The 18,536-nt window shown below is 70.8% G+C and carries 19 protein-coding genes; 11 read left to right on the top strand and 8 right to left on the bottom strand.

All coding sequences use genetic code 11. The features are described 5' to 3' along the window. Positions 1 to 3: 3 nt before the first annotated feature. Positions 4 to 579, bottom strand: a complete 576-nt coding sequence (locus JHY01_RS07435) for a TIGR03086 family metal-binding protein (protein WP_205324984.1) — start codon at positions 577 to 579, stop codon at positions 4 to 6. Between the two features lie 147 nt (positions 580 to 726). Between JHY01_RS07435 and JHY01_RS07430 the strand changes: the two genes are divergently transcribed. Next, positions 727 to 1,446, top strand: coding sequence for a hypothetical protein (locus JHY01_RS07430; RefSeq protein WP_205324983.1), 720 nt, complete (start codon positions 727 to 729; stop codon positions 1,444 to 1,446). 62 nt (positions 1,447 to 1,508) lie between these two features. Here JHY01_RS07430 and JHY01_RS07425 read toward each other — a convergent pair whose 3' ends face one another. After that, positions 1,509 to 3,749 carry a carbohydrate-binding protein gene (locus tag JHY01_RS07425; RefSeq protein WP_205324982.1) on the bottom strand — a complete coding sequence of 747 codons (2,241 nt, stop codon included), beginning with the start codon at positions 3,747 to 3,749 and terminating at the stop codon, positions 1,509 to 1,511. Between the two features lie 241 nt (positions 3,750 to 3,990). Then, entirely contained in the window at positions 3,991 to 4,761 is a 771-nt protein-coding gene (locus JHY01_RS07420; protein ID WP_205324981.1) for a helix-turn-helix transcriptional regulator, read from the bottom strand. A 76-nt stretch (positions 4,762 to 4,837) separates the two neighbouring features. Here JHY01_RS07420 and JHY01_RS07415 point away from each other — a divergent pair, with 76 nt between their 5' ends. Together JHY01_RS07415 and JHY01_RS07410 are read left to right on the top strand one after the other, a co-directional pair. Beyond that, entirely contained in the window at positions 4,838 to 5,998 is a 1,161-nt protein-coding gene (locus tag JHY01_RS07415) for an MFS transporter (protein WP_205324980.1), read from the top strand. 102 nt (positions 5,999 to 6,100) lie between these two features. Continuing rightward, positions 6,101 to 6,262, top strand: coding sequence for a hypothetical protein (locus tag JHY01_RS07410; protein WP_205324979.1), 162 nt, complete (start codon positions 6,101 to 6,103; stop codon positions 6,260 to 6,262). A 7-nt stretch (positions 6,263 to 6,269) separates the two neighbouring features. Here the strand turns inward: JHY01_RS07410 and JHY01_RS27650 are convergent, their stop codons facing one another. Together JHY01_RS27650 and JHY01_RS07400 are read right to left on the bottom strand one after the other, a co-directional pair. Then, positions 6,270 to 7,682: an ATP-binding protein gene (locus tag JHY01_RS27650; RefSeq protein WP_205324978.1), complete on the bottom strand. Its 1,413-nt coding sequence runs from the start codon at positions 7,680 to 7,682 to the stop codon at positions 6,270 to 6,272. A gap of 83 nt (positions 7,683 to 7,765) precedes the next feature. Then, the gene (locus JHY01_RS07400) at positions 7,766 to 8,797 is read right to left on the bottom strand and encodes a LacI family DNA-binding transcriptional regulator (RefSeq protein ID WP_205324977.1); all 1,032 of its coding nucleotides are present in this window, start codon (positions 8,795 to 8,797) and stop codon (positions 7,766 to 7,768) included. Between the two features lie 255 nt (positions 8,798 to 9,052). Here JHY01_RS07400 and JHY01_RS07395 point away from each other — a divergent pair, with 255 nt between their 5' ends. From JHY01_RS07395 to JHY01_RS07365, 7 genes are all read left to right on the top strand, one after another. Continuing rightward, positions 9,053 to 9,874, top strand: coding sequence for an SGNH/GDSL hydrolase family protein (locus JHY01_RS07395; protein ID WP_205324976.1), 822 nt, complete (start codon positions 9,053 to 9,055; stop codon positions 9,872 to 9,874). A gap of 173 nt (positions 9,875 to 10,047) precedes the next feature. Next, positions 10,048 to 10,869, top strand: a complete 822-nt coding sequence (locus tag JHY01_RS07390) for an SGNH/GDSL hydrolase family protein (protein WP_205324975.1) — start codon at positions 10,048 to 10,050, stop codon at positions 10,867 to 10,869. A gap of 53 nt (positions 10,870 to 10,922) precedes the next feature. Then, positions 10,923 to 11,327, top strand: a complete 405-nt coding sequence (locus JHY01_RS07385; protein WP_205324974.1) for a YchJ family protein — start codon at positions 10,923 to 10,925, stop codon at positions 11,325 to 11,327. A 94-nt stretch (positions 11,328 to 11,421) separates the two neighbouring features. Then, positions 11,422 to 11,979: a TetR/AcrR family transcriptional regulator gene (locus JHY01_RS07380; protein ID WP_205324973.1), complete on the top strand. Its 558-nt coding sequence runs from the start codon at positions 11,422 to 11,424 to the stop codon at positions 11,977 to 11,979. A gap of 3 nt (positions 11,980 to 11,982) precedes the next feature. Continuing rightward, complete coding sequence (locus JHY01_RS07375; RefSeq protein ID WP_205324972.1) at positions 11,983 to 12,150, top strand: hypothetical protein; 168 nt, start codon at positions 11,983 to 11,985, stop codon at positions 12,148 to 12,150. A 15-nt stretch (positions 12,151 to 12,165) separates the two neighbouring features. Then, entirely contained in the window at positions 12,166 to 12,837 is a 672-nt protein-coding gene (locus JHY01_RS07370) for a hypothetical protein (RefSeq protein ID WP_205324971.1), read from the top strand. A 67-nt stretch (positions 12,838 to 12,904) separates the two neighbouring features. Next, entirely contained in the window at positions 12,905 to 13,909 is a 1,005-nt protein-coding gene (locus JHY01_RS07365) for a TerC family protein (RefSeq protein WP_205324970.1), read from the top strand. A 44-nt stretch (positions 13,910 to 13,953) separates the two neighbouring features. On the opposite strand, the gene JHY01_RS07360 is transcribed toward JHY01_RS07365, so the two are convergent. Together JHY01_RS07360 and JHY01_RS07355 are read right to left on the bottom strand one after the other, a co-directional pair. Further along, positions 13,954 to 15,072, bottom strand: a complete 1,119-nt coding sequence (locus JHY01_RS07360; protein ID WP_205324969.1) for a sugar MFS transporter — start codon at positions 15,070 to 15,072, stop codon at positions 13,954 to 13,956. Beyond that, positions 15,062 to 15,721 carry an HAD-IA family hydrolase gene (locus JHY01_RS07355; RefSeq protein WP_205324968.1) on the bottom strand — a complete coding sequence of 220 codons (660 nt, stop codon included), beginning with the start codon at positions 15,719 to 15,721 and terminating at the stop codon, positions 15,062 to 15,064. Before JHY01_RS07355 ends, JHY01_RS07360 begins: the two co-directional genes overlap by 11 nt. 59 nt (positions 15,722 to 15,780) lie before the next feature. Between JHY01_RS07355 and JHY01_RS07350 the strand changes: the two genes are divergently transcribed. After that, positions 15,781 to 16,980: an ROK family protein gene (locus tag JHY01_RS07350; protein ID WP_205324967.1), complete on the top strand. Its 1,200-nt coding sequence runs from the start codon at positions 15,781 to 15,783 to the stop codon at positions 16,978 to 16,980. A 66-nt stretch (positions 16,981 to 17,046) separates the two neighbouring features. On the opposite strand, the gene JHY01_RS07345 is transcribed toward JHY01_RS07350, so the two are convergent. Beyond that, positions 17,047 to 18,462, bottom strand: a complete 1,416-nt coding sequence (locus JHY01_RS07345) for an FAD-dependent monooxygenase (protein ID WP_205324966.1) — start codon at positions 18,460 to 18,462, stop codon at positions 17,047 to 17,049. Between the last annotated feature and the right edge of the window lie 74 nt (positions 18,463 to 18,536).

Here is an 18,536-nt window from a genome sequence, read left to right as displayed (position 1 = left end):
TCGCTATGGGCGCCAGGCGGGGTCGCGACCGGTGAGGGCTACGAGGTGGTCCTGCGGCGGTGCGTCCGCGGGGATCTTGACGACCGGGCCGTAGACGCCTTCGCGGGCGGCCTGGTCGTCGGCGTCCTGGCCGGTGAACGCGGTGAGGGTCTCGATGGTGGCCGGGTCGAGGGCGTAGGGCTGGCCGGTGGCGCGCGCGAGGTCCCAGCCGTGGATCGCGACCTCGTTGAGCGCCACGAGACCCATGACGGAGGCGGGGAGCGTGACGCCGCCCGCGAGCGCGTCGCCCTCCCAGGCCGACGCTTCGGACCACACGTCGGCGAGGGTCGCGAGGCGCTGCTCGAGTTCGACGCGCCAGCCCGGGTCGAGCGTCGCGGCGGGCTCGCCGGGAGGCGCCTCGTTGTGGGGGCCGGTCTCGCCGCGGGCGACGGCGGTGAAGGCGAGGCAGAGGCCGAGCAGGTGGTTGAGCAGCTGCGCCTGCGTGTAATGCCCGCACGGCGTCGGACCGGAGAGCCGCGCGTCGGTGACGCCGTCGAGCAGGCCCGCGACGAGATCGGTGACGGGCTTGAAGTCGTTCATGCGCAATCGCTCCTGGAGGAAGACGGTCCTTTCGCGTTGAGACGACACGAGCCGCGTGGAATCATCGGTGCGCGTGCAAGCTTTGGACCCGTGCGCACCGGCACGGGCGTAGGGTTGAACCGAGGGCCTCGCCGGCCCGGAGGAGCCATGCGCCTGCCGCACTTGACCGCCGTTCTCCTGCTGGTCGCAGCCACGGTCGGCTGCGGCGACGATTCCGCGCCGAGCGATACCGCGACAGGCGCCCCGACCCTCGCGGACATGCCCGGCCCCTCCGCGTTCACCACCGCCATCGACAACCCGTTCATGCCGTGGACGCCGGGCGCGGTCTACACCTACGAAGGCGGCGCCGAACGGATCGTCGTCGAGGTCACCGACGAGACTCGCGAGGTCATGGGCGTCACCACCGTGGTCGTCCACGACACCGTGAGCGAGAACGGCGAGGTCGTCGAGGACACGTACGACTGGTACGCCCAAGACGCCGACGGCAACGTCTGGTACTTCGGCGAAGACTCCAGGGAGATCACCGACGGCGAGACCACCAGCACCGAAGGATCCTGGGAGGCCGGCGTCGACGGCGCCCTCCCCGGCATCGCGATGGAGGCCGACCCCCAGGTCGGCGACTACTACTACCAGGAGTTCTACGAGGGCCACGCCGTCGACACCGGCGAAGTCCTCGCGCTCGACGAAGACGTCGACGTGCCGTTCGGCAGCTACGACGAGTGCCTGCGCACCGAAGACGTCAACCCGCTCGACACCTCCGTCGTCGAGCACAAGTTCTACGCGCCAGGCATCGGGCTGGTCCTCGAGAACGGCGTGAAAGGCAGCGACGAACGCATCGAACTCATCGATTTCGATCCCGGAGACTGACCGATCCCTCCACGGGCCGGGACCCGCGACACTCGTCGCGGGCCCCAGTGCTGCAGAGAAGGTCAGGGCGTGGTGATGGACGGGAACGGGTAGCTCGTGACGTCGCTGCCGATGTAGAAGCTCGGGTGCGGCGGCTGGTTGTACGCGGTGTTCTGCCACGCGATCGCCACCCGGTACTGCGGGTCGTGCATGAGCGTGGCGATGCGCAGGCTGGTGGTGGACGGGGTGGCGTAGATCCGCAAGGCGCTGTTGTCGCTGGTGCGCCAGATGACCTCTTCGCGCCAGTCGCCGAACAGGTCCGCGGAGAGCCCCGGCGTGGCCTTGGTGCCGTTGTTCGACGCGACCCCCGAGCCCGACAGGAGCGTCCCGGACGGGTAGTTGGTGATCGCGGTGCCGTCGAGCAGTTCGCGCTCGCCGTCGCCGTCCCACCAGGACAGGAAGTTGGTCGAGGCGGGCTTCGCGCCGATGTTGGCGCCGGAGGCGTTGAGCAGGCCGTTCACGTTCAGCGACCAGTATTCGGCGCCCGGGTTGCTGGCGAGGACGTTCGCCGCGACGCCGCGGCCGTTGTCCCCGCTCGCGGGCGTCTGGAAGAGGATCGCGCCGTTGCTGCCGTTCAGACTCGACGAGGGCTGGCTGCCGCTCTCGTGCGGCATGAACACCTCTTGACCGGCGCGACTCGGCACGAAGTCGCTCACGTGGAGCGCGTCGCCGTGGCCGAACCGGGTGTTCCACAGCGCTTGGCCGTTCGAGTCGACCGCCATGGCCCCGTACACGATGTCCTGGCGGCCGTCGCCGTTCATGTCGGCGACCGAGAGGCTGTGCGCCCCTTGACCGGTGTACTGGCTGCCGGCGCTGTTCGAGTCGAACACCCAGCGGGACACCAGGTCCGTGCCGTTGAAGTCGACCGTCCAGATGACACTGCGGGTGTAGTAGCCGCGCGCGAACACCATGCTCGGACGTTGACCGTCCAGATAGGCCGTTCCGGCGAGGAACCGGTCGACTCGGTTGCCGTAGTTGTCGCCCCAGTCGCTCACGTTGCCGCGCGCGGGCTGGTAGTTGATGGTGTCCAGGGCCGCGCCGTCGGCGCCGTTGAAGATCGTCAGGTACTCGGGCCCGGTCAGGATGTAGCCGCTGCTGTTGCGGTGGTCCGCGCTGGCGCTGCCGATGACCTGCCCGGTGCCGGAGACGGTCGCGTCGGCGGTCTTCATGGCGATCTCGGCGTCGCCGTCGGAGTCGTAGTCGTACACCTGGAACTGGGTGTAGTGCGCCCCGGCCCTGATGTTGCGGCCCAGGTCGATACGCCACAGTCGCTGGCCGCTGAGCTCGTACGCGTCGATGTAGACGTTCCCGGTATAGCCGGAGTGCGAGTTGTCGTGGGCGTTGCTGGGGTCCCATTTGACGAGGTACTCGTACTGGCCGTCGCCGTCGAGGTCGCCGACGCTCATGTCGTTGGCGCTGTAGGTGTACGCCTCCCCCGAGGGGGTGGTGCCGCCAGCGGGACGCTGGATCGGGATGTCCTTGTAGCCGCTGGAGTTGAAGACCGCTTCGGCGCCCGACTGGCTGCCGACGGTCCCGCTGTTGACCGCGGCGACGGTGTACGTCCCGCTGCCGCCGGTGTCGAGGTAGTTGGTGGCGCCGGTGATCGGGGAGCCGTTGAGCAGGGTCCCGTTGCGGTACACGTTGAACGCGGTGTTGGCCGCGTCGGTGCCGAGGAGTCGCCAGCTGACGAGGTTGCCGCCGCCGGAGGGGACGACGGTGACGCCGCGCCCGAGGTCCTCCATGATGGGCCCGGTCTGGGCCGTGCTCCCGTCGGTGACTTCGACGTAGTCGATGTTCGGCAGGCCGGCGGCGGCGGAGGCCACAAGCCGGACCGTGTTGCTGCCGGCGTTCACCGGGACGGTGACGGTCTTCGTCGACCAGGTGTTCCATGCGCCGGTCGCGCTGAACGCGCTGGCCGATTCGACGGTGTTGCCGTTGACGAGGATGTTCGCCGGGCGGGAGTCGGTGGCGCCGTGGGCGTACCGGATCGCCACGGTGGCCGTTCCCGCGCTCGCGGCGTTGACGGTGAACTGGGCTGCGGCGCCGCTCGCGTTGCTGGTGTTGCAGAATCCGCTGCCGGAGTACCCGCTGTGGTTCGAGTCGATCGTGCCGTCGCAGACGGCGGGGGCGTTCTCGGCCTCGTAGCGGACGGTGGCGGCGTCCGCGCCGGTCGTCGCCGCCAGTGTCGCCGCCGCGGCGGCGACCAGGCCGATGAAGGCCGCTGCCGGGGCTCGCAGGCGTCTCGCCCGTCGAGAGCTGTTCATGTGTCACTCCGTATCTGATGGGGGTCCGAACGCGGCCTGTCGGCACTGCACGCCGGGAGGCCGCGCGAGGGCGCGTCGTGGCACAGGGGGAGGTGGCAGGCGGCGCGGCGTGCCGGGTTACCGCGGCCGACTGGCTTCAAAGGAATCGATATATCGAATTGAATCGATATAATGGTCCTAGGATAGCCGGAGCGCGCCTTCAAGGCAATGGCCGTGCCGCAACGGGCCCGAGGGCCTCCGTCTACAGGCGAAGGTCCGGCTCGCGCCGCAGGTACTCGCCCGGGGTGACGCCGAACGCCTCCCGGAACGCCCCGATGAACGCGCTCGGGCTCGCGTACCCGCACGCCCCCGCGATCCGCGTGACCTGGTGCCCCTCCGCGAGCAGCACGAGCGCGTGGTGCAGCCGGAACTGCCCGCGCCACTGCGCGAACGTCATCCCCGCGTGCTCGCGGAACAGGCGGCTGAGCGTCCGCTCCGACGCGCCGACGGCGGCGCCGAGCGCGGCGAGGGTCCGCCGGTCGCCCGGATCGTCCTCGAGGATCGCCACCACCTCGCGCAGGCGCGGATCGGGGAGCGCGGGCAGGAACCGCTGCGGTGCTTCGACACCCCGTAGGAGGTCGAGGACGACCCGTTCGAGGTGCCCCCGGGTGCCCGCTTCGAGCGCGGCGTCGTCGGTCAGGCAGGTGACGGCCTCGCGCAGCAGCGGCGTGAACGCCAGCACCGTCGGGTGCTCGAGGAACGGCCCGGGGCCGTCGGTCGCGAACAGGATCGCGCGCATCTCGGTCGTCCCGCACGCGCGATGGGCGTGGTCGATCCCCGCCGGGATCCACACGCCCTGCGAAGGCGGCACGACCCACACTCCCGAGGCCGTGAACACCCGCAGCACCCCGCGCCTGGGGTAGATCAACTGGTGGCCGTCGTGGCGGTGCCGGTCGATCCGCTCCAGGTGCGAGAGCATCCGGATCGGCGAACTCGGAATGCTGTGCCCGTCAATGTGGCCGTCAATCGACATAGCTCGGCAGAATACCGTTAGCCGGAGGTCATGGCGAGTCGGAATCCTTGGGCCATACGGACAAGGAGCACCGACAATGACCCAGACCGCCGCCCCGCCCGAGGCCCGGGAGACCGCCCCATCACCGCTGCGGCGCATGTGGCTGTGGGGCACCGCCCACGCCGTCGACGACCTCTACCAGGGGCTCGTCCCCGCCGTCGTGCCCTACTTCGTGCTCGACCGCGGCTACGGCTACGTCGCCGCCACCGGCCTCACCCTCGCCGCCGCGCTCGGCGCGTCGATCCCGCAGCCGTTCTTCGGCCTCCTCGTCGACCGCCGCCGCCTCGACTGGTTCGCGCCCGCAGGGGTCGCCCTCGCCGGGCTCGGCCTCGGCCTCGCGGGCCTCGCCGGGCCGTATCCGCTGGTGCTCGCGCTCCTGTTCCTCTCCGGGCTGGGCGTCGCGATGTTCCACCCGGCCGCGGGCAAGGGCGCGCGCGAAGCGGCGGGCGACAGCGCGGCGGGCATGAGCATCTTCGCCGCGGGCGGCTCCGTCGGCTTCTTCCTCGCCCCCGTGCTCGCCACGCCCGCGCTCATCGCGATGGGCCTGGGCGCGACGGCCCTGTTCATCCCGCCCGCCGTCCTCATCGCCTTCGTCATGCTCCGCAAGCACACCCGCACCGCCGCCGGGCCCGCGAAGGCGCGCACCGGCACCGACCGCTGGGGCCCGTTCGCGGTCCTCACCGCGATCGAGGTGGTCCGCTCGATCCTGTGGGTCGGGATCATCACCTTCATCGAGCTGTACTGGATCCGCCACCTCGGCGCGAGCCACGCCGTCGCGGGGATCGCCTTGGCGGGCTTCATGTTCGGCAGCGTCGCCGGGACCCTCCTCGGTGGACGCCTCGCCGACCGCTTCGGCGCGGTCCGCACCACCCGCATCGGCGGCGTCCTCATCATCCCGCTGCTCGTCCTGCTGCGCTTCCTCCCCGACGAGTACGCGGCCCTCGCGGTCGCCCTCGCCGTCGGCATCGCGATCAACATCCCGTTCGCCGTGCTCGTCAAACTCGCCCAGGACTACCTGCCGACCCGCCCCGGCACCGCCGCGGGCGTCACGCTCGGCCTGGCCATGAGCGTCGGCGGCCTCTTCGCCCCGGCGTTCGGCCTCATCGCCGAACACCACGGCCCCGAAGGGGTCTTCACAGTGCTATGCGGCATACCACTGGCCGCCGTCGTCCTCGGGATGCTGCTCAAACGGCCATGAACACCGCAACGCCGATCGAGGCGGGACCCCGCGGGCCCGCCCCGATCGGTATCGGCCGCACCACTCCACAGCGGACCCTAGGAAACAGCCCATGAAGTTCCGGTGCCCCTTGGCATCGGCCCCGATCGTCGCCGGAATCGCCGCGTCTTCGTCCTCGCCCTCATCGATCCCGGCGACGACATGGACCTCGTCACCCTGCTCGACGTCACCGCGATCACCGGGGGCGACCTGGAGGACATCGCCCTCCGGTCCGCGGACGGTTGACGGCGGGCTACCGCCAGGCGTCCACCAAGTCCTCCGCCGAGTAGACGGCCGACCAAGGGCCGAGTTCGCTACGGGCCCTCGACACCCCGATGAGCGGCGTCTCCTCCGACACGCCCGGCACGCGACCGGCGACGGCGGCGAGCGCGGTGAAGTCCTTCCTCGCGAGCGGCGCCGTCTCATGCCACTTCACCGATCCGAGATACCCGATGCGCTTCGCGATCGGCGCGCGATCGGCCCCGACCAGATCGATCTCGACATCGTTGCTGCGCGTCCAGAACCCGCCGACCGCCACGGTCGCGTCAGGATCGGTCCACTGGGCATCCTCATCGGACACCCTGCGCGCCAGCGACTCCCGCACCAGCGGTTCCACCGCCCGCCCCCGCCACGCGGGCCAACTCGCCAGCACCCTGCGGGCGGCGCGGTCGCCCCGGCCGCGCTGCACCATGCCGAGCACCGGCTGCACGAGATGCAGCCAGAAACGCAGGTACGAATCGGTGATGCGGTAGCGGGTCTCCTTGGACGGCTTGACCGACAACGGCGTCTCGGCCGCGACGACGCCCTTCTCCGCGAGCTTGGTCAGCGCGCGCGAGAGCGTCATGCGGCTGATGTCGAGATCGGACAGCGTCGAGGTGAACGTGCGCTCACCGGACGCGATCGCGGAGAGCACCTGCGGCGCGAACGTGTCCGCCGGGAACTCCCCGGCGACGGCGAGCTCCCCGGCGGTGAGGAACGGGTCTGCCGGGTCGGCGAGCGACCGCTCCAGAAACCGCTCGAGGCCCTCGCCGCGCGGCCACTGGACGCACAGGCGGGGCATGCCGCCGGTCACGAGCCGGGCGTCGATCGCCTGGGCGGCGGACAGACCGGTCATCTCCTGCACGTCGGCGACCGTGAGCGGCTCGATGAGGACCGGGTTGCCGCGCTGGTAGAACGGGTGCTCGTAGCTGTTGAGCGCCTGCATGATCGACAGGTCCGAGCCGACGAGCAGCAGCAGCACGGGCTTGCGGGACATGATCCTGTCCCACACGGTCTGCAGCGTGCCTTCGAAGCCTTCGACATGCCGGGTCAGGTAGGGGAGTTCGTCGAGCACGACCACGCTGGGGCGGTCGGAGGGGAGCAGCTGCGCGAGCATGCGGATCGCGCCGTCCCACGAGGCCGGGGCGTCGCCGAACGCTTCGGCCTCGGGCAGGTCGGATCCCAGGACCGCTTCGGTGAAGTTGTGGAGCTCCTGGGCCGCGGAGAGGTTGGAGGCGGTGAAGAAGACCGAGGGCGCCTCGAGCCGGCGCACGAACTCCTCGATGAGCCGCGACTTCCCGACCCGGCGGCGACCCCGGATGATGAGGCACTGCCCCTCCCCGGCCGCAGCGGCCGCGTACCAGCGGCGCAGCTGGGCGAGCTCATGCTGCCGACCGAAGAAGTCCACGGCCACCTCGATTCGAGAAGAGTATAGCTACTGGTACTCACACATTCGATGCGCTCTTGAAAGAGAGTACCAGATTATATACTCTATTGATGCGGCGGCGCGGTCGACTCGCGCACGACCAGGCTCGTCGCGAGCTGCACGTGGTGCGAGTCCGGGACCTTGCCCGCGGCGAGGTCGAGCACGGTGCGCGCGGCGACGCGGCCCATCTGCCGCAGCGGCTGCTTCACCGTCGTGAGCGGCGGTTCGACCCACATCGCGTTGTACGTGTCGTCGAACCCGACCACGCTGAGGTCGCCGGGGACCTCGAGGCCGCGTTTGCGGGCGGTCCGGATGACGCCCACGGCGATGCTGTCGCTCGCGGCGAAGATCGCGGTCGGTGGGTCGTCGAGGTCGAGCATCTGATCGGCAAGGGCCGCACCGGTCTCGGCGTAGAACCTGCCCGCGCCCGTGAGGGCCGGGTCCACTTCGATCCCGGCGGATTCGAGCGCCTCCCGGTAGCCGTGCAGGCGCTCGCGCGCGGGCAGCGACCCGGGCGGGCCTCCAGCGAAGCCGATCCTGGTGTGCCCCAAATCGAGCAGGTGGCGGGTGGCCTGCACGCCCCCGGCCCAGTTCGTGGCGCCGAGACTCGTCACGCGCTCGTCGAGCGGGTTCGCCGGGTCGATCACGACCAGCGGCAGGCCCAGCTGCTCGCACGCGTCCATCTCGGCGGTGGTGAGCTGCGCGGTCACCAGGACCAGGCCCGCCGCCCCCTGCGCGGCGATCTCCTTGATCCGGTCGGCGCCGATCGGATCGTTGTCGCCCGGGGTCTCGGCCTCCAGGGAACTCGTGACCACCTCGACGCCGAGTTCCCGGCCGCCGCTGACGATCCCGTCGAGCACGTACACCGCGTACATGTTGAGGAGCGTGTCGAACACGACGTGGATCGTCTGGGGCGCAGGCGATTCGCGCGGACCCGTGGTCGGCACGTACTCGAGCTCGGCGATGGCCTCGCGCACGGCCCTGCGGGTCTCCTCGGCCACGCCCGGGCGGCCGTTGAGTACCTTCGAGGCCGTGGCCTTGGAGACGCCCGCGCGTTCGGCCACCTCGGTCAGCGTCGCCCGCGAGCGATTGCCCATCTGCTGTCACTCCTTCGCCAAGTGTGCGGCCATTCTAGCCGCAACCGGAAACAGTTTCCAACATTATATGGAAACATTCTGAAACTGTTTTTGATTCGGTGGCGCCATTGCCTCGGAGGCCACTCTGGAGTGACGCAGCGTCACACACCGTTCCTATTGCGACACAATGGATTTCCTTGCCTATAATGACGCCGTCCTCCGGCGGGGGACCCCACCGGGACCGTCCGCCGACCCTGTCGACAACAAGGAGACCCTGTGTCCTTCAAGGAAGGCAAGTCGCGCCGCGTCCTCACCCGCCTGGCCGCCGTCGCGGCGGCCGCGGGCCTCGGCGCCGCCGGCCTCGCCGGCCCCGCCTCGGCCGACGTCACCATCCAGCAGTACGTCGCGCTCGGCGACTCGTTCGCCTCGGGCGTCGGCGCGGGCGACTACGCCGAGGACGGCACCGACTGCTACCGCTCCGCCCACGCCTACGCGCAGCAGGCCGCCGTCGAACTCGGCGAACGCCTCTGGTTCGAGGCCTGCTCCGGCGCGCGCATCGAAGACGTGGTCGCGAACCAGCTCGATCACCTCTACCGGGTCAACACCGAGCACGTCACGATCGGCGTCGGCGGCAACGACGCCGGGTTCTCCTCCGTGCTGACCGCGTGCGCGGGCACCGACACCGCCCTGTGCAAGACCGCGATCACCAACGCGCGCACCGTCATCACCGACTCCCTACCGGCCGAACTGGACGACCTCTACACCCAGGTCAGGAACCGGGCCTTCGCCGCCGAGATCGTCGTCGTCGGCAACCCGCGCCTGTTCAACGAGACCGCCTGCTCCGGCGCGCTCGCGATCACACCGGAGGAGCAGGCGCTGCTGAACGACGCCGCCGACCTGCTCGCCGAGACCACCGCCTCGGTCGCGGCCGACCACGGCTTCGACTTCGCCGACGTCCGCGACGACTTTGAAGGCCACGGCGTCTGCTCAGCCGACCCGTGGATCCTCGGCTACACCGGGACCCTCGAGTCCTTCCACCCGACCGCCGCCGGACAGGACGCGTACACCGACGCCGTCCTCCCGCTGCTCGACTACTGATTCACGGGGTGTTCAAGCACCCCTTGCGCAACCAGAACCGGCCCCACGGGAGTCTTCCCATGGGGCCGGTGTCGTGCACCGCGCGTTCCGAAGCATTTCGGACTGCCGCATACGACGCCAGGACCCTCAGAGGACGGGCCTCCCGGGCCCGACCCACAACGAGAAGGAGACCCATGTCCCGAACCTCCAGCAAGCGCGGCATGATCGCCCGCACCCTCGCGGCCGCGGCGGTCGCAGGCATCACCGCCGCCTCGTTCGCCGCCCCGGCCTCGGCCGACCACGGATGGTCGCCCCAGTACGCCGCCCTCGGCGACTCGTACGTGTCCGGTGTGGGCGCAGGCGATTACGCCGAGGACGGCACCGACTGCTACCGCTCCGCCAACGCCTACCCGCAGCTCGTCGCCGAGGCGACCGGCGCGCGGCTCTCCTTCGACGCCTGCTCCGGCGCACGCGTCGAAGACGTCGTCGCCGAACAGCTCGGCAACCTCACCTGGCGCACACGCGAGGTGTCGATCGGCGTGGGCGGCAACGACGCCGGGTTCTCATCGGTGCTCGGCGCGTGCGCCGGGACCGACACGGCCCTGTGCCAGGGCGCGGTCGCGAACGCGCAGGCCGTCATCACCGGCTCGCTCCCGGCCGAGCTCGACGACCTCTACACCCAGGTCGAAGACCGCTCGCCGTTCGCCGACGTCACGATCGTGGGCAACCCTCGGCTCTTCAACGGCACCAGCTGCTCCGGCACCCTGGCGATCACGCCCGACGAGCAGGCGCTGCTGAACGAGACGGCCGATCTCCTCGCCGAGACCACCGCCTCGGCCGCGGCCGACCACGGCTTCGACTTCGCCGACGTCCGGGACGCCTTCGCGGGCCACGAGATCTGCTCCGCCGATCCGTGGATCCTCGGCTACACCGGCACGATCGAGTCGTTCCACGCGAACGCCGCCGGTCAGGCCGCCTACGCCGAGGTCGTCACGCCCTACCTCGAGAACTGCTGACCGAACGCCGCACCGGCCCCCGGGCCGGTGCGGCGCTGCGGCACAATCCTGGAATGCCCAGACGCAACCGCCAGTCCCGCCCGTGCCCGTGCGGCTCGGGCACCGCGTACACCGCCTGCTGCGGGCCGCTGCACGCCGGGACCGCGAAGGCCGCCACCGCCGAAGCCCTCATGCGCTCGCGCTACAGCGCCTTCGCCCTCGGCGACGCCGCCTACCTGCTGCGAACCTGGCACCCCTCGACCCGCCCTGAACGGCTCGACCTCGCAGACGACGGCCGCCGCTTCACCGGCCTCGCGATCCTCGAGACCACCGGCGGCTCCCCGCTCCACACGCAGGGCACCGTCCGCTTCCGCGCCGACTACACCGACGCCGAAGGCCCCGGCTCCCAGACCGAGAACAGCGCATTCGAGCGCATCGGCGGCGACTGGACCTACGTCGACGCGATCAGTTTCAGTTGACGCCGGGGCCGTCGAACGACTTGTCGAAGCATCGACACGTGCCTAACCTCGTCGGGTGAGCCTCCCGACTCCGCCACCCGCCAAAGACCGCCGGGTGCGACGAACCCGCGCCGCCCTCTTGGGCGCCGCGACGGCGCTGGTCAGCGCGCGCGGCACCGCCAATATTCCGGTATCCGACATCGCCGATGCCGCGGGAGTGAGCCGCCAGCTCGTCTACCTGCACTACGGCGACCGCGACAACCTGCTCCTGGAAGCGGCGCTCGACCTGGCCCGCCGCGAGCTCACCGAACCATGGGAGGACGCTCCCGGCGAGGCCGTCGGACGCGACCGCGCCCTCGCGATCGCCCGCCACTTCGCCGCCCACCAGGGCTTCTACCGCGCGATGTTCGCCACCGCGAGCGCGTTCGCGCTCAACCAGGTCGTGTGCGGCCTGCTCGCGCCGCTGCGGCGCGAAGCGCTCCTGGCCCGCTTCGGCGAGACGGCGATCCCGCCGGGGATCGCCGACGACCTGGCCGTGTTCGTCGCCGGCGGCGGCGCGGCCCTCATGAGCGCGTGGCTCACCTCGGGCGAGGACCCCCTCGACCCCGAGAGCATGGCCGACCGCCTCCAGTCGATCGGCCGCCTCCTCACGACCGGACTCCCACGGCCTTGAACGATGACGACGGCCTTGTCGGCCGCGCCCGGGCCGACCGTCACCAACATCGAGGGCTCGATGAAGTCGCAGCTCGCGGGCGGGCGGGCCGGCCCGATCCTCCAGGTCGTCATCCCGAAGCGCGTTCCTCGTCCGCGGCTTGCCGATCGGTACGATGAGGTGCAGGGGTAGAGCCGAGGAGCGCCGATGGACGAAGACGGACTCAAGTCGATCGCCATGCTGCTCCAGGCGCGGGGCGAGATCGAGGCGCGGATCGCCGACATCGTCGGCCGCCCGCTCGTCCACGGGCACCTCTCGGACTGGATCGCCGCCCAGATCTTCGACATCGAACTCGAAGCGGCCGCGGGCCACGCCGTCGACGGCTGGTTCCGCAGCGGCCCGCTCGCCGGGCGCACGGTCAACATCAAGCACTACACCCGCGCAGAGGGCCTGCTCGACCTCACCGACTCCGACGAGCTCGAGTACTACCTGGTCATGACCGGCCCGCGCGCCGCCCGGCCGGGGGTGCACCGGCCCTGGGGCATCGACCACGTCTACGTCTTCGACGCCTTCGAACTCACGCAGTCGCTGCGCGCCCACATGCGCCGCATCGGCGTCGCCACCAGCGTCCGCCCCGAACTCTGGCACGCCGCCGAGGTCTACCCCCGCCCCGCCAACCCCGCCTTCAAACTCACCCCGACCCAGACCGCCGCCCTCGAAGGCTTCAGTTCGGCGCCCGCCACGTTAGGTGCCGATGCCCCCGGCGCCGCGGATCCGGCCTCCCGGACCCGAATCGGCCGCGATGTGACCCCGATCGTGCTCCAGTCGAGGTCACAAGGCCCTCAGGGGGTCGTGACAAACGGGGCAAGCGGCCGTTAGGATGCGGGCACCTGAGGGATGATGTCAATCCTGCAGTCGTGATGATGGCAATCTGACGGAGGAAGCGTTGCTCGAAATCAGCCCACTCACTTGGGCCGGAACCATCGGTCTCATCGTCGTACTGCTGGCGGTGGACCTGATCCTCGCGGCACTGCGCCCCCACCACGTCGGATTCAAAGAGGCCACGGCCTGGTCGGTCTTCTACATCGCCGTCGCGATCGCCTTCGGCATCTGGTTCGGCGCGGTGTACGGGAACGCCGCCGGCACCGAGTACTTCGCGGGTTACATCATCGAGAAGAGCCTCTCGGTCGACAACCTGTTCGTGTTCGTGATCATCATGAGCACCTTCGCGGTACCCGACTACCACCAGCACAAGGTCCTCACCTTCGGCATCGTGCTCGCCCTCGTCATGCGGGCCATCTTCATCGCGCTCGGCGCGGCCCTCATCAACACGTTCTCGTTCATGTTCCTGGTGTTCGGGCTGCTGCTGGTCTACACCGCGGTCCAGCTCTTCCGCCACCGCGACCAAGACCCCGACGTCGAGTCGAACGTGATGGTGCGCGGCGCCCGCCGCTTCCTGCCCGTCACCCCCGACTACGTCAACGGCAAACTCGTCACCAAAGTCGACGGCAAGCGGCTCTTCACCCCGCTGTTCATCGTCCTCATCGCGATCGGCAGCGTGGACCTGCTCTTCGCGCTCGACTCCATCCCGGCCGTCTTCGGCGTCACGCAGGAGGCGTACGTCGTCTTCACCGCGAACGCCTTCGCGCTGCTGGGCCTGCGCGCCCTCTTCTTCCTCGTCAAGGGCCTGCTCGACCGCCTCGTCTACCTCTCGACCGGCCTGGCGATCATCCTGCTGTTCATCGGCGTGAAGCTGATCCTGCACTGGGCCCACGTCGACATCGACCCCTCGGTCCCCGAGGTCCCGACGCCGCTCAGCCTCGGCGTGGTCATCGGCATCCTCATCGTCGTGGTCATCGCGAGCCTCATCAAGACCCGCATGAGCCCCGAGGAGAAGGCCCACGCCGGTTCGCTCTCCGCCGGCAAGAAGCAGGAGGACGAGGCGCAGTAGCGCGCGAAGCGGCCCCGGACCCTCGCGGTCCGGGGCCGCTTTCACTATGCCCGTCTTGAGAGGATCAGCAGGATCACCAGCAGCGGGATCGGCAGCAGGAACGCCTCGCGCAACCCGATCTGCCCGTCCAGCCAGCCCAGCGCCGCCGGAGCCGACAGGATCGCCGTCCCCGACGCGAGCGACCCGATCGACGCCGAGTGCCGCCCGCTCAACCCCGGAATGCCGACCAAGCGGCCCAGCATGATCGGGTACAGCGGCGCGACGCCCAGGCTCGCGACCGCGACACCGGCGGTGACGGTGACCGGGTCACGCCCCAGGTAGACCACGACGGTGCCGACCGCGATCGTCACCAGCGCGGCGTGGACCGCCCACGGCCGGTCCACGAACCGCGGCCCCACCAGTCGGCCCACCGCCATCCCGATCCCGAAGCCCGCGCCGAGCGCCGAGGCGGTGCCGAGCGAGACCCCGGTGTCGACCAGACGGGCGACGCTCCAGATCGAGAAGCAGAACTCGATCCCTACACAGAGGACGATGCGCCCCCACGCGAGCGAGGCCGGGCCGACCGGCACACGGCCGCCGGCGGCGACCGCGTCATCCGGCGGACCCGCCACCGTCCGGTGCGCGGCCCCCGCGAGCAGCACCGGGACAGCGCTCAGCAGCGCCCAGCGGCCGGGCACGCCGACCGATTCCAATGCCCCGAACGCCAGCGGCGCGCAGACGCCGGCGGCGCTGGCGAGTCCGACCATGATCGTGATCCGCTTCGCCGCCCCCGGGCCGCGCAGCAGCGACGGCGTCGCCAGAGCCACTGCGGCGCAACCGAACCCGACAAGGACGGAGCCCGTGCCCGCGAGGGGGAGCTGCGGTGATGCGGCCATGACCACCGCGCCCACCGCGATGACCGCGCACGCCAGCCGCATCACCAGGCCCGCGCCCGCGCGGAGCACGGCCGGGCCGGCCGCGGCGGCGAGCACCAGGCCCGCGCCGAACGTCATGGTCAGCCAGACGAGTTCGCCGCGGGGCCGGTCGAGTTCGGCGGCGATCCCCGCCAGGTACGGCCCGTACGAGCTCACCAGCAGGCCGAGCCCGATCTGCGCGAACGCGACCACGCGGCTCAGGTCGCGCGAGGCCGCCCGCGCCGCTCGGGTCTGAACGTCAACGGCCATCGGGCACCAGCAGCTCCGCGAGGTGCCCGAGGTCCCGCAGCCGCACGTCGGCGTCGAGTCCGCGCAGCGACGCGGTCATCGCGCCCGCCGCCCGGCCCGCGGCCAGGCCCGGCTCGGAGTCCTCGACCACGAGGCACGCGGCCGGGTCGACGCCGAGTGCCTTGGCGGCCAACAGGTATCCCTCCGGGTCGGGTTTGCCGCGCCGCACGTCCTCGAACGTGAACAGCAGCGGCGGCCGGATGCCCGCGGCGGCTAGGCGGGCCTTCGCGAGCCGGTCGTCGGCGCTGGTGACGACGGCCCAGGGGAGCGCGATCCGGTCGAGTTCGGCGAGCAGCCGCTCGGCGCCCTCGGTGGGGACGACGTCGGCCAGGTCGTCGTACTGCAGCTCGAGCTGCCGTGCGGCGGCCGTGTGCAATTGCGCCGCATCGAGATCGGGCCGCAGTCGGGAGGCGGTGACCGACGCGGGGCTGCCGTGCGCGTTCGCCAGCGCGAGCGCCGGGTCGACGCCGTACTCGACGGCCCATGACGACTGTGCCAATTTACGGCTCGCAAGCGTCGCCGAGGGGGCGCGCTCGACCGCGCCGTCGGAATCGACCAGTGTGCCGTCCATGTCGAGCAGGACGGCCTCAGGGTTGCTGTAGCTTCGCATGAAGCCCTCCGGGGTAGAAATAAACTCGTAACGCGAGGATAATTCGTGGAGGTCCCCGAGTGCAAGCCAGAACCCCTACTCCCGCCGACGACTCGAGCGCCGAGCCCGCGAGGGTCGGCCGTGCCGAGGCCGCCCGCTGGAGTGGCGCGCTCGACCTGCTGAGACTCGTGCGCGCCCGCCCCGGCGTCACCCGCGCCGAGGCCGCCAGGGAAATGCACGTCGGCAGCGGTACCGCCACCGAGATCTCCGCCCGCCTTCGCGCGCTCGATCTCATCGCCGAAGCCCCGGCCCCGCCCACCGGTCGCGGCCGACCCACCACCACCCTCCATGCCCACCCCGAGGGGCCGCTCGCCGCGGTCGTGGACTTGCGCTTCGCCGATTGGGTCGTCGCCATCGCCGATCTCGAAGGGACCCTGGTCGATACGACAACCGGCCGCCACGCCTCCAAGCGACCCGAACGCGTCTTCGCCGACATCCGCGCTGCCGTGGGCGAACTCGCGGGCCGCTACGACGGGCGGGTGCGGGCCGTCTCGATCTCCGCGACGGGCACGGTGCGCCGCCACGCGATCGTGCAGTCGAGTGTGCTCGGTTGGCGCGACCTCGAGATCGAGCCGCTGCTTCCCGGTGTGCCACAAGCCCTCGGCAACGACGCCACGTTGGCCGGGCTGGCCGAGGCCCGTCGCTCCCACCCCGGCAGGAGCGTTCTGTACCTGACGATCGAGGTCGGGATCGGCGGGATCTTCGTCGACGAGGGCCACGCCGTCACGGGCGCCACGGGCGCCGGCGGCGAGTTCGGGCACGCGCCGTTGGGCGATCCGGCCGTGCCGTGCCCGTGCGGCGCGTACGGCTGCTGGGACGTGGCGGTCGACGGCCGGGCGGTGGCGCGCCTGCGGGGGCAGGACGAGCCGGAGGATCCGCGCGCGTACCTCATCGAAGCGCTCGTCGATGCCGATGCCCGTGCGGCCGTTGAGGAATGCTCCCGGGTGCTGGGGCGCGGCACTGCGGGGCTGGTGAACATCCTCGACCCGGAGATCGTCTGCCTCGGCGGTCTCGCCCCGGAACTGCGCCGCGCCGCGGCCGAGCCGTTCGCGACCGCGTTCGGCGCGGGCCTCATGGGCTTCCGCCGCGACGACCCCCCGCGCGTGGAGCCCTCCGTGCTCGGCCCCGACGCCCCGATCCTCGGCGCGGCCGAAGCCGCCTGGGACATGATCCTCACCGAGGCCGGGATCGCCGCCTGGACCGAGCAGCGCTTCGAGTAATGCTGCAGGGGGGATCGCGGCGAACGGCGGCGGGCCGAGGCCCGCCGCCGCAGTGGTGTTCGGAGTTCAGCCCTTTCCGGCGTGGGTCTCCAGGTAGGAGCGGATCGCGGCCGGGTCGTCGTGGCCTGCCCAGCCGATGTAGGCGTCGGGCCGGATGATCTTCGTGGTGCCGTCGGGGGCGGCCGAGGCCGCGTCGGCCACGAAGCGGGCCGCGTACGACTCGGCGCTGTCGAGGACCACGAACCTGCCGCCGCGCAGGGCCTCGTAGAGGCGGGTGCCGTCGGCGAGGGCGATGTCGTTGGCGCGGTGGCCGACGAGGGCGTCCTCGTCCTTCTCGTGTCCGTAGTGGAACCCGACTCCCGAGATGACGCCCATGGCCCTGGCCTCGATCGGCTTGATGTGCATGGCCGCGCCGAAGGCGAGGCCGCCGATGGCGGCCTTGATCTTCGAGCGTTCGGCCGCGAGGCGGATCATCGTCCCGCTGGAGCGCAGCACCATCTTGCCGACGGGGTGGCGCTCGGAGTGGTAGGTGTCGAGCAGGGCCGCGTCCGCTCCTCTGAGGACGGCGGCGAGCTTCCACGCGAGGTTCGCCGCGTCCTGGAGCCCGGTGTTCATGCCCTGGCCGCCCGCGGGGGAGTGGCAGTGCGCCGCGTCCCCGGCGAGGAACACGTTGCCGTCGCGGTACTCGGGGACCTGGCGCTCGTCGGAGTGGAACCTGGAGATCCAGCGCGCGTCGTGCATCCCGAAGTCGGAGCCGAAGACCAGGCGGGTGGCCTCCTTGATCTCCTCGAGGTCGATCGGATCGTCGTCGGACTTCACGTCGGCGGAGTTCCAGGCGAAGATCCGCCAGTAGTCGTCGCCGAAGGAGGCGATGAAGCAGAACGCGCCGTTGATGCCGTGGATCGCGGGGCTCTCGGCGGGCGGCTCGGCGAGCTTGACGTCGGCGAGCATGATCGACTTCAGGACGGCCTCGCCCGGGTAGGGCATGCCGATGGCGCCTCGGACGGCGGACTTGACGCCGTCGGCGCCGACGGCGTAGGTCGCCGTGAAGTCGCCCCGGACGGTGCTGACGGTGACCTTGCCGTCGGCCTGCTCGACCCCGGTCACCTTGTGGTCGTAGAGGAACGAGGCACCGGCTTCGAGTGCCCGGCGGCGCAGGACGTCTTCGACGGTGTACTGCGGGGTCATGAGGAGGTAGGGGAAGCGGGTCTCCAGGTCGGCGAGGTTGAGGGTCACGCGGTTGAACAGGCGGATGCCCGGCAGCTGCGCGCCGCCGCGGGCGAGGAGCTCATCGGCCATGCCGCGGGCGTCGAGCTCTTCGAGGGTGCGCGCGTGCACGCCGAAGGCTCGCGAGAGGTTCGAGAGGTGCTCGCCGCGACCCTCGAGGACGAGGACGTCGACACCGGCTTCGGCGAGATCGCCCGCGAGGAGCAGACCGGTGGGCCCGGCTCCGACGATGATGACTTCGGCTTGCGTTGACATGGCGCACTCCTTGTGGGGTAAGGGCTCTTAATTCATCACCCGGTGAATTAAAGGTAATGCAGTGTGCGTCCGGA

It is taken from the genome of Glycomyces sp. YM15 (assembly GCF_016918015.1).
GTDB lineage: Bacteria > Actinomycetota > Actinomycetes > Mycobacteriales > Micromonosporaceae > Glycomyces.
This window is presented reverse-complemented; position numbering and strand designations above follow the sequence as displayed.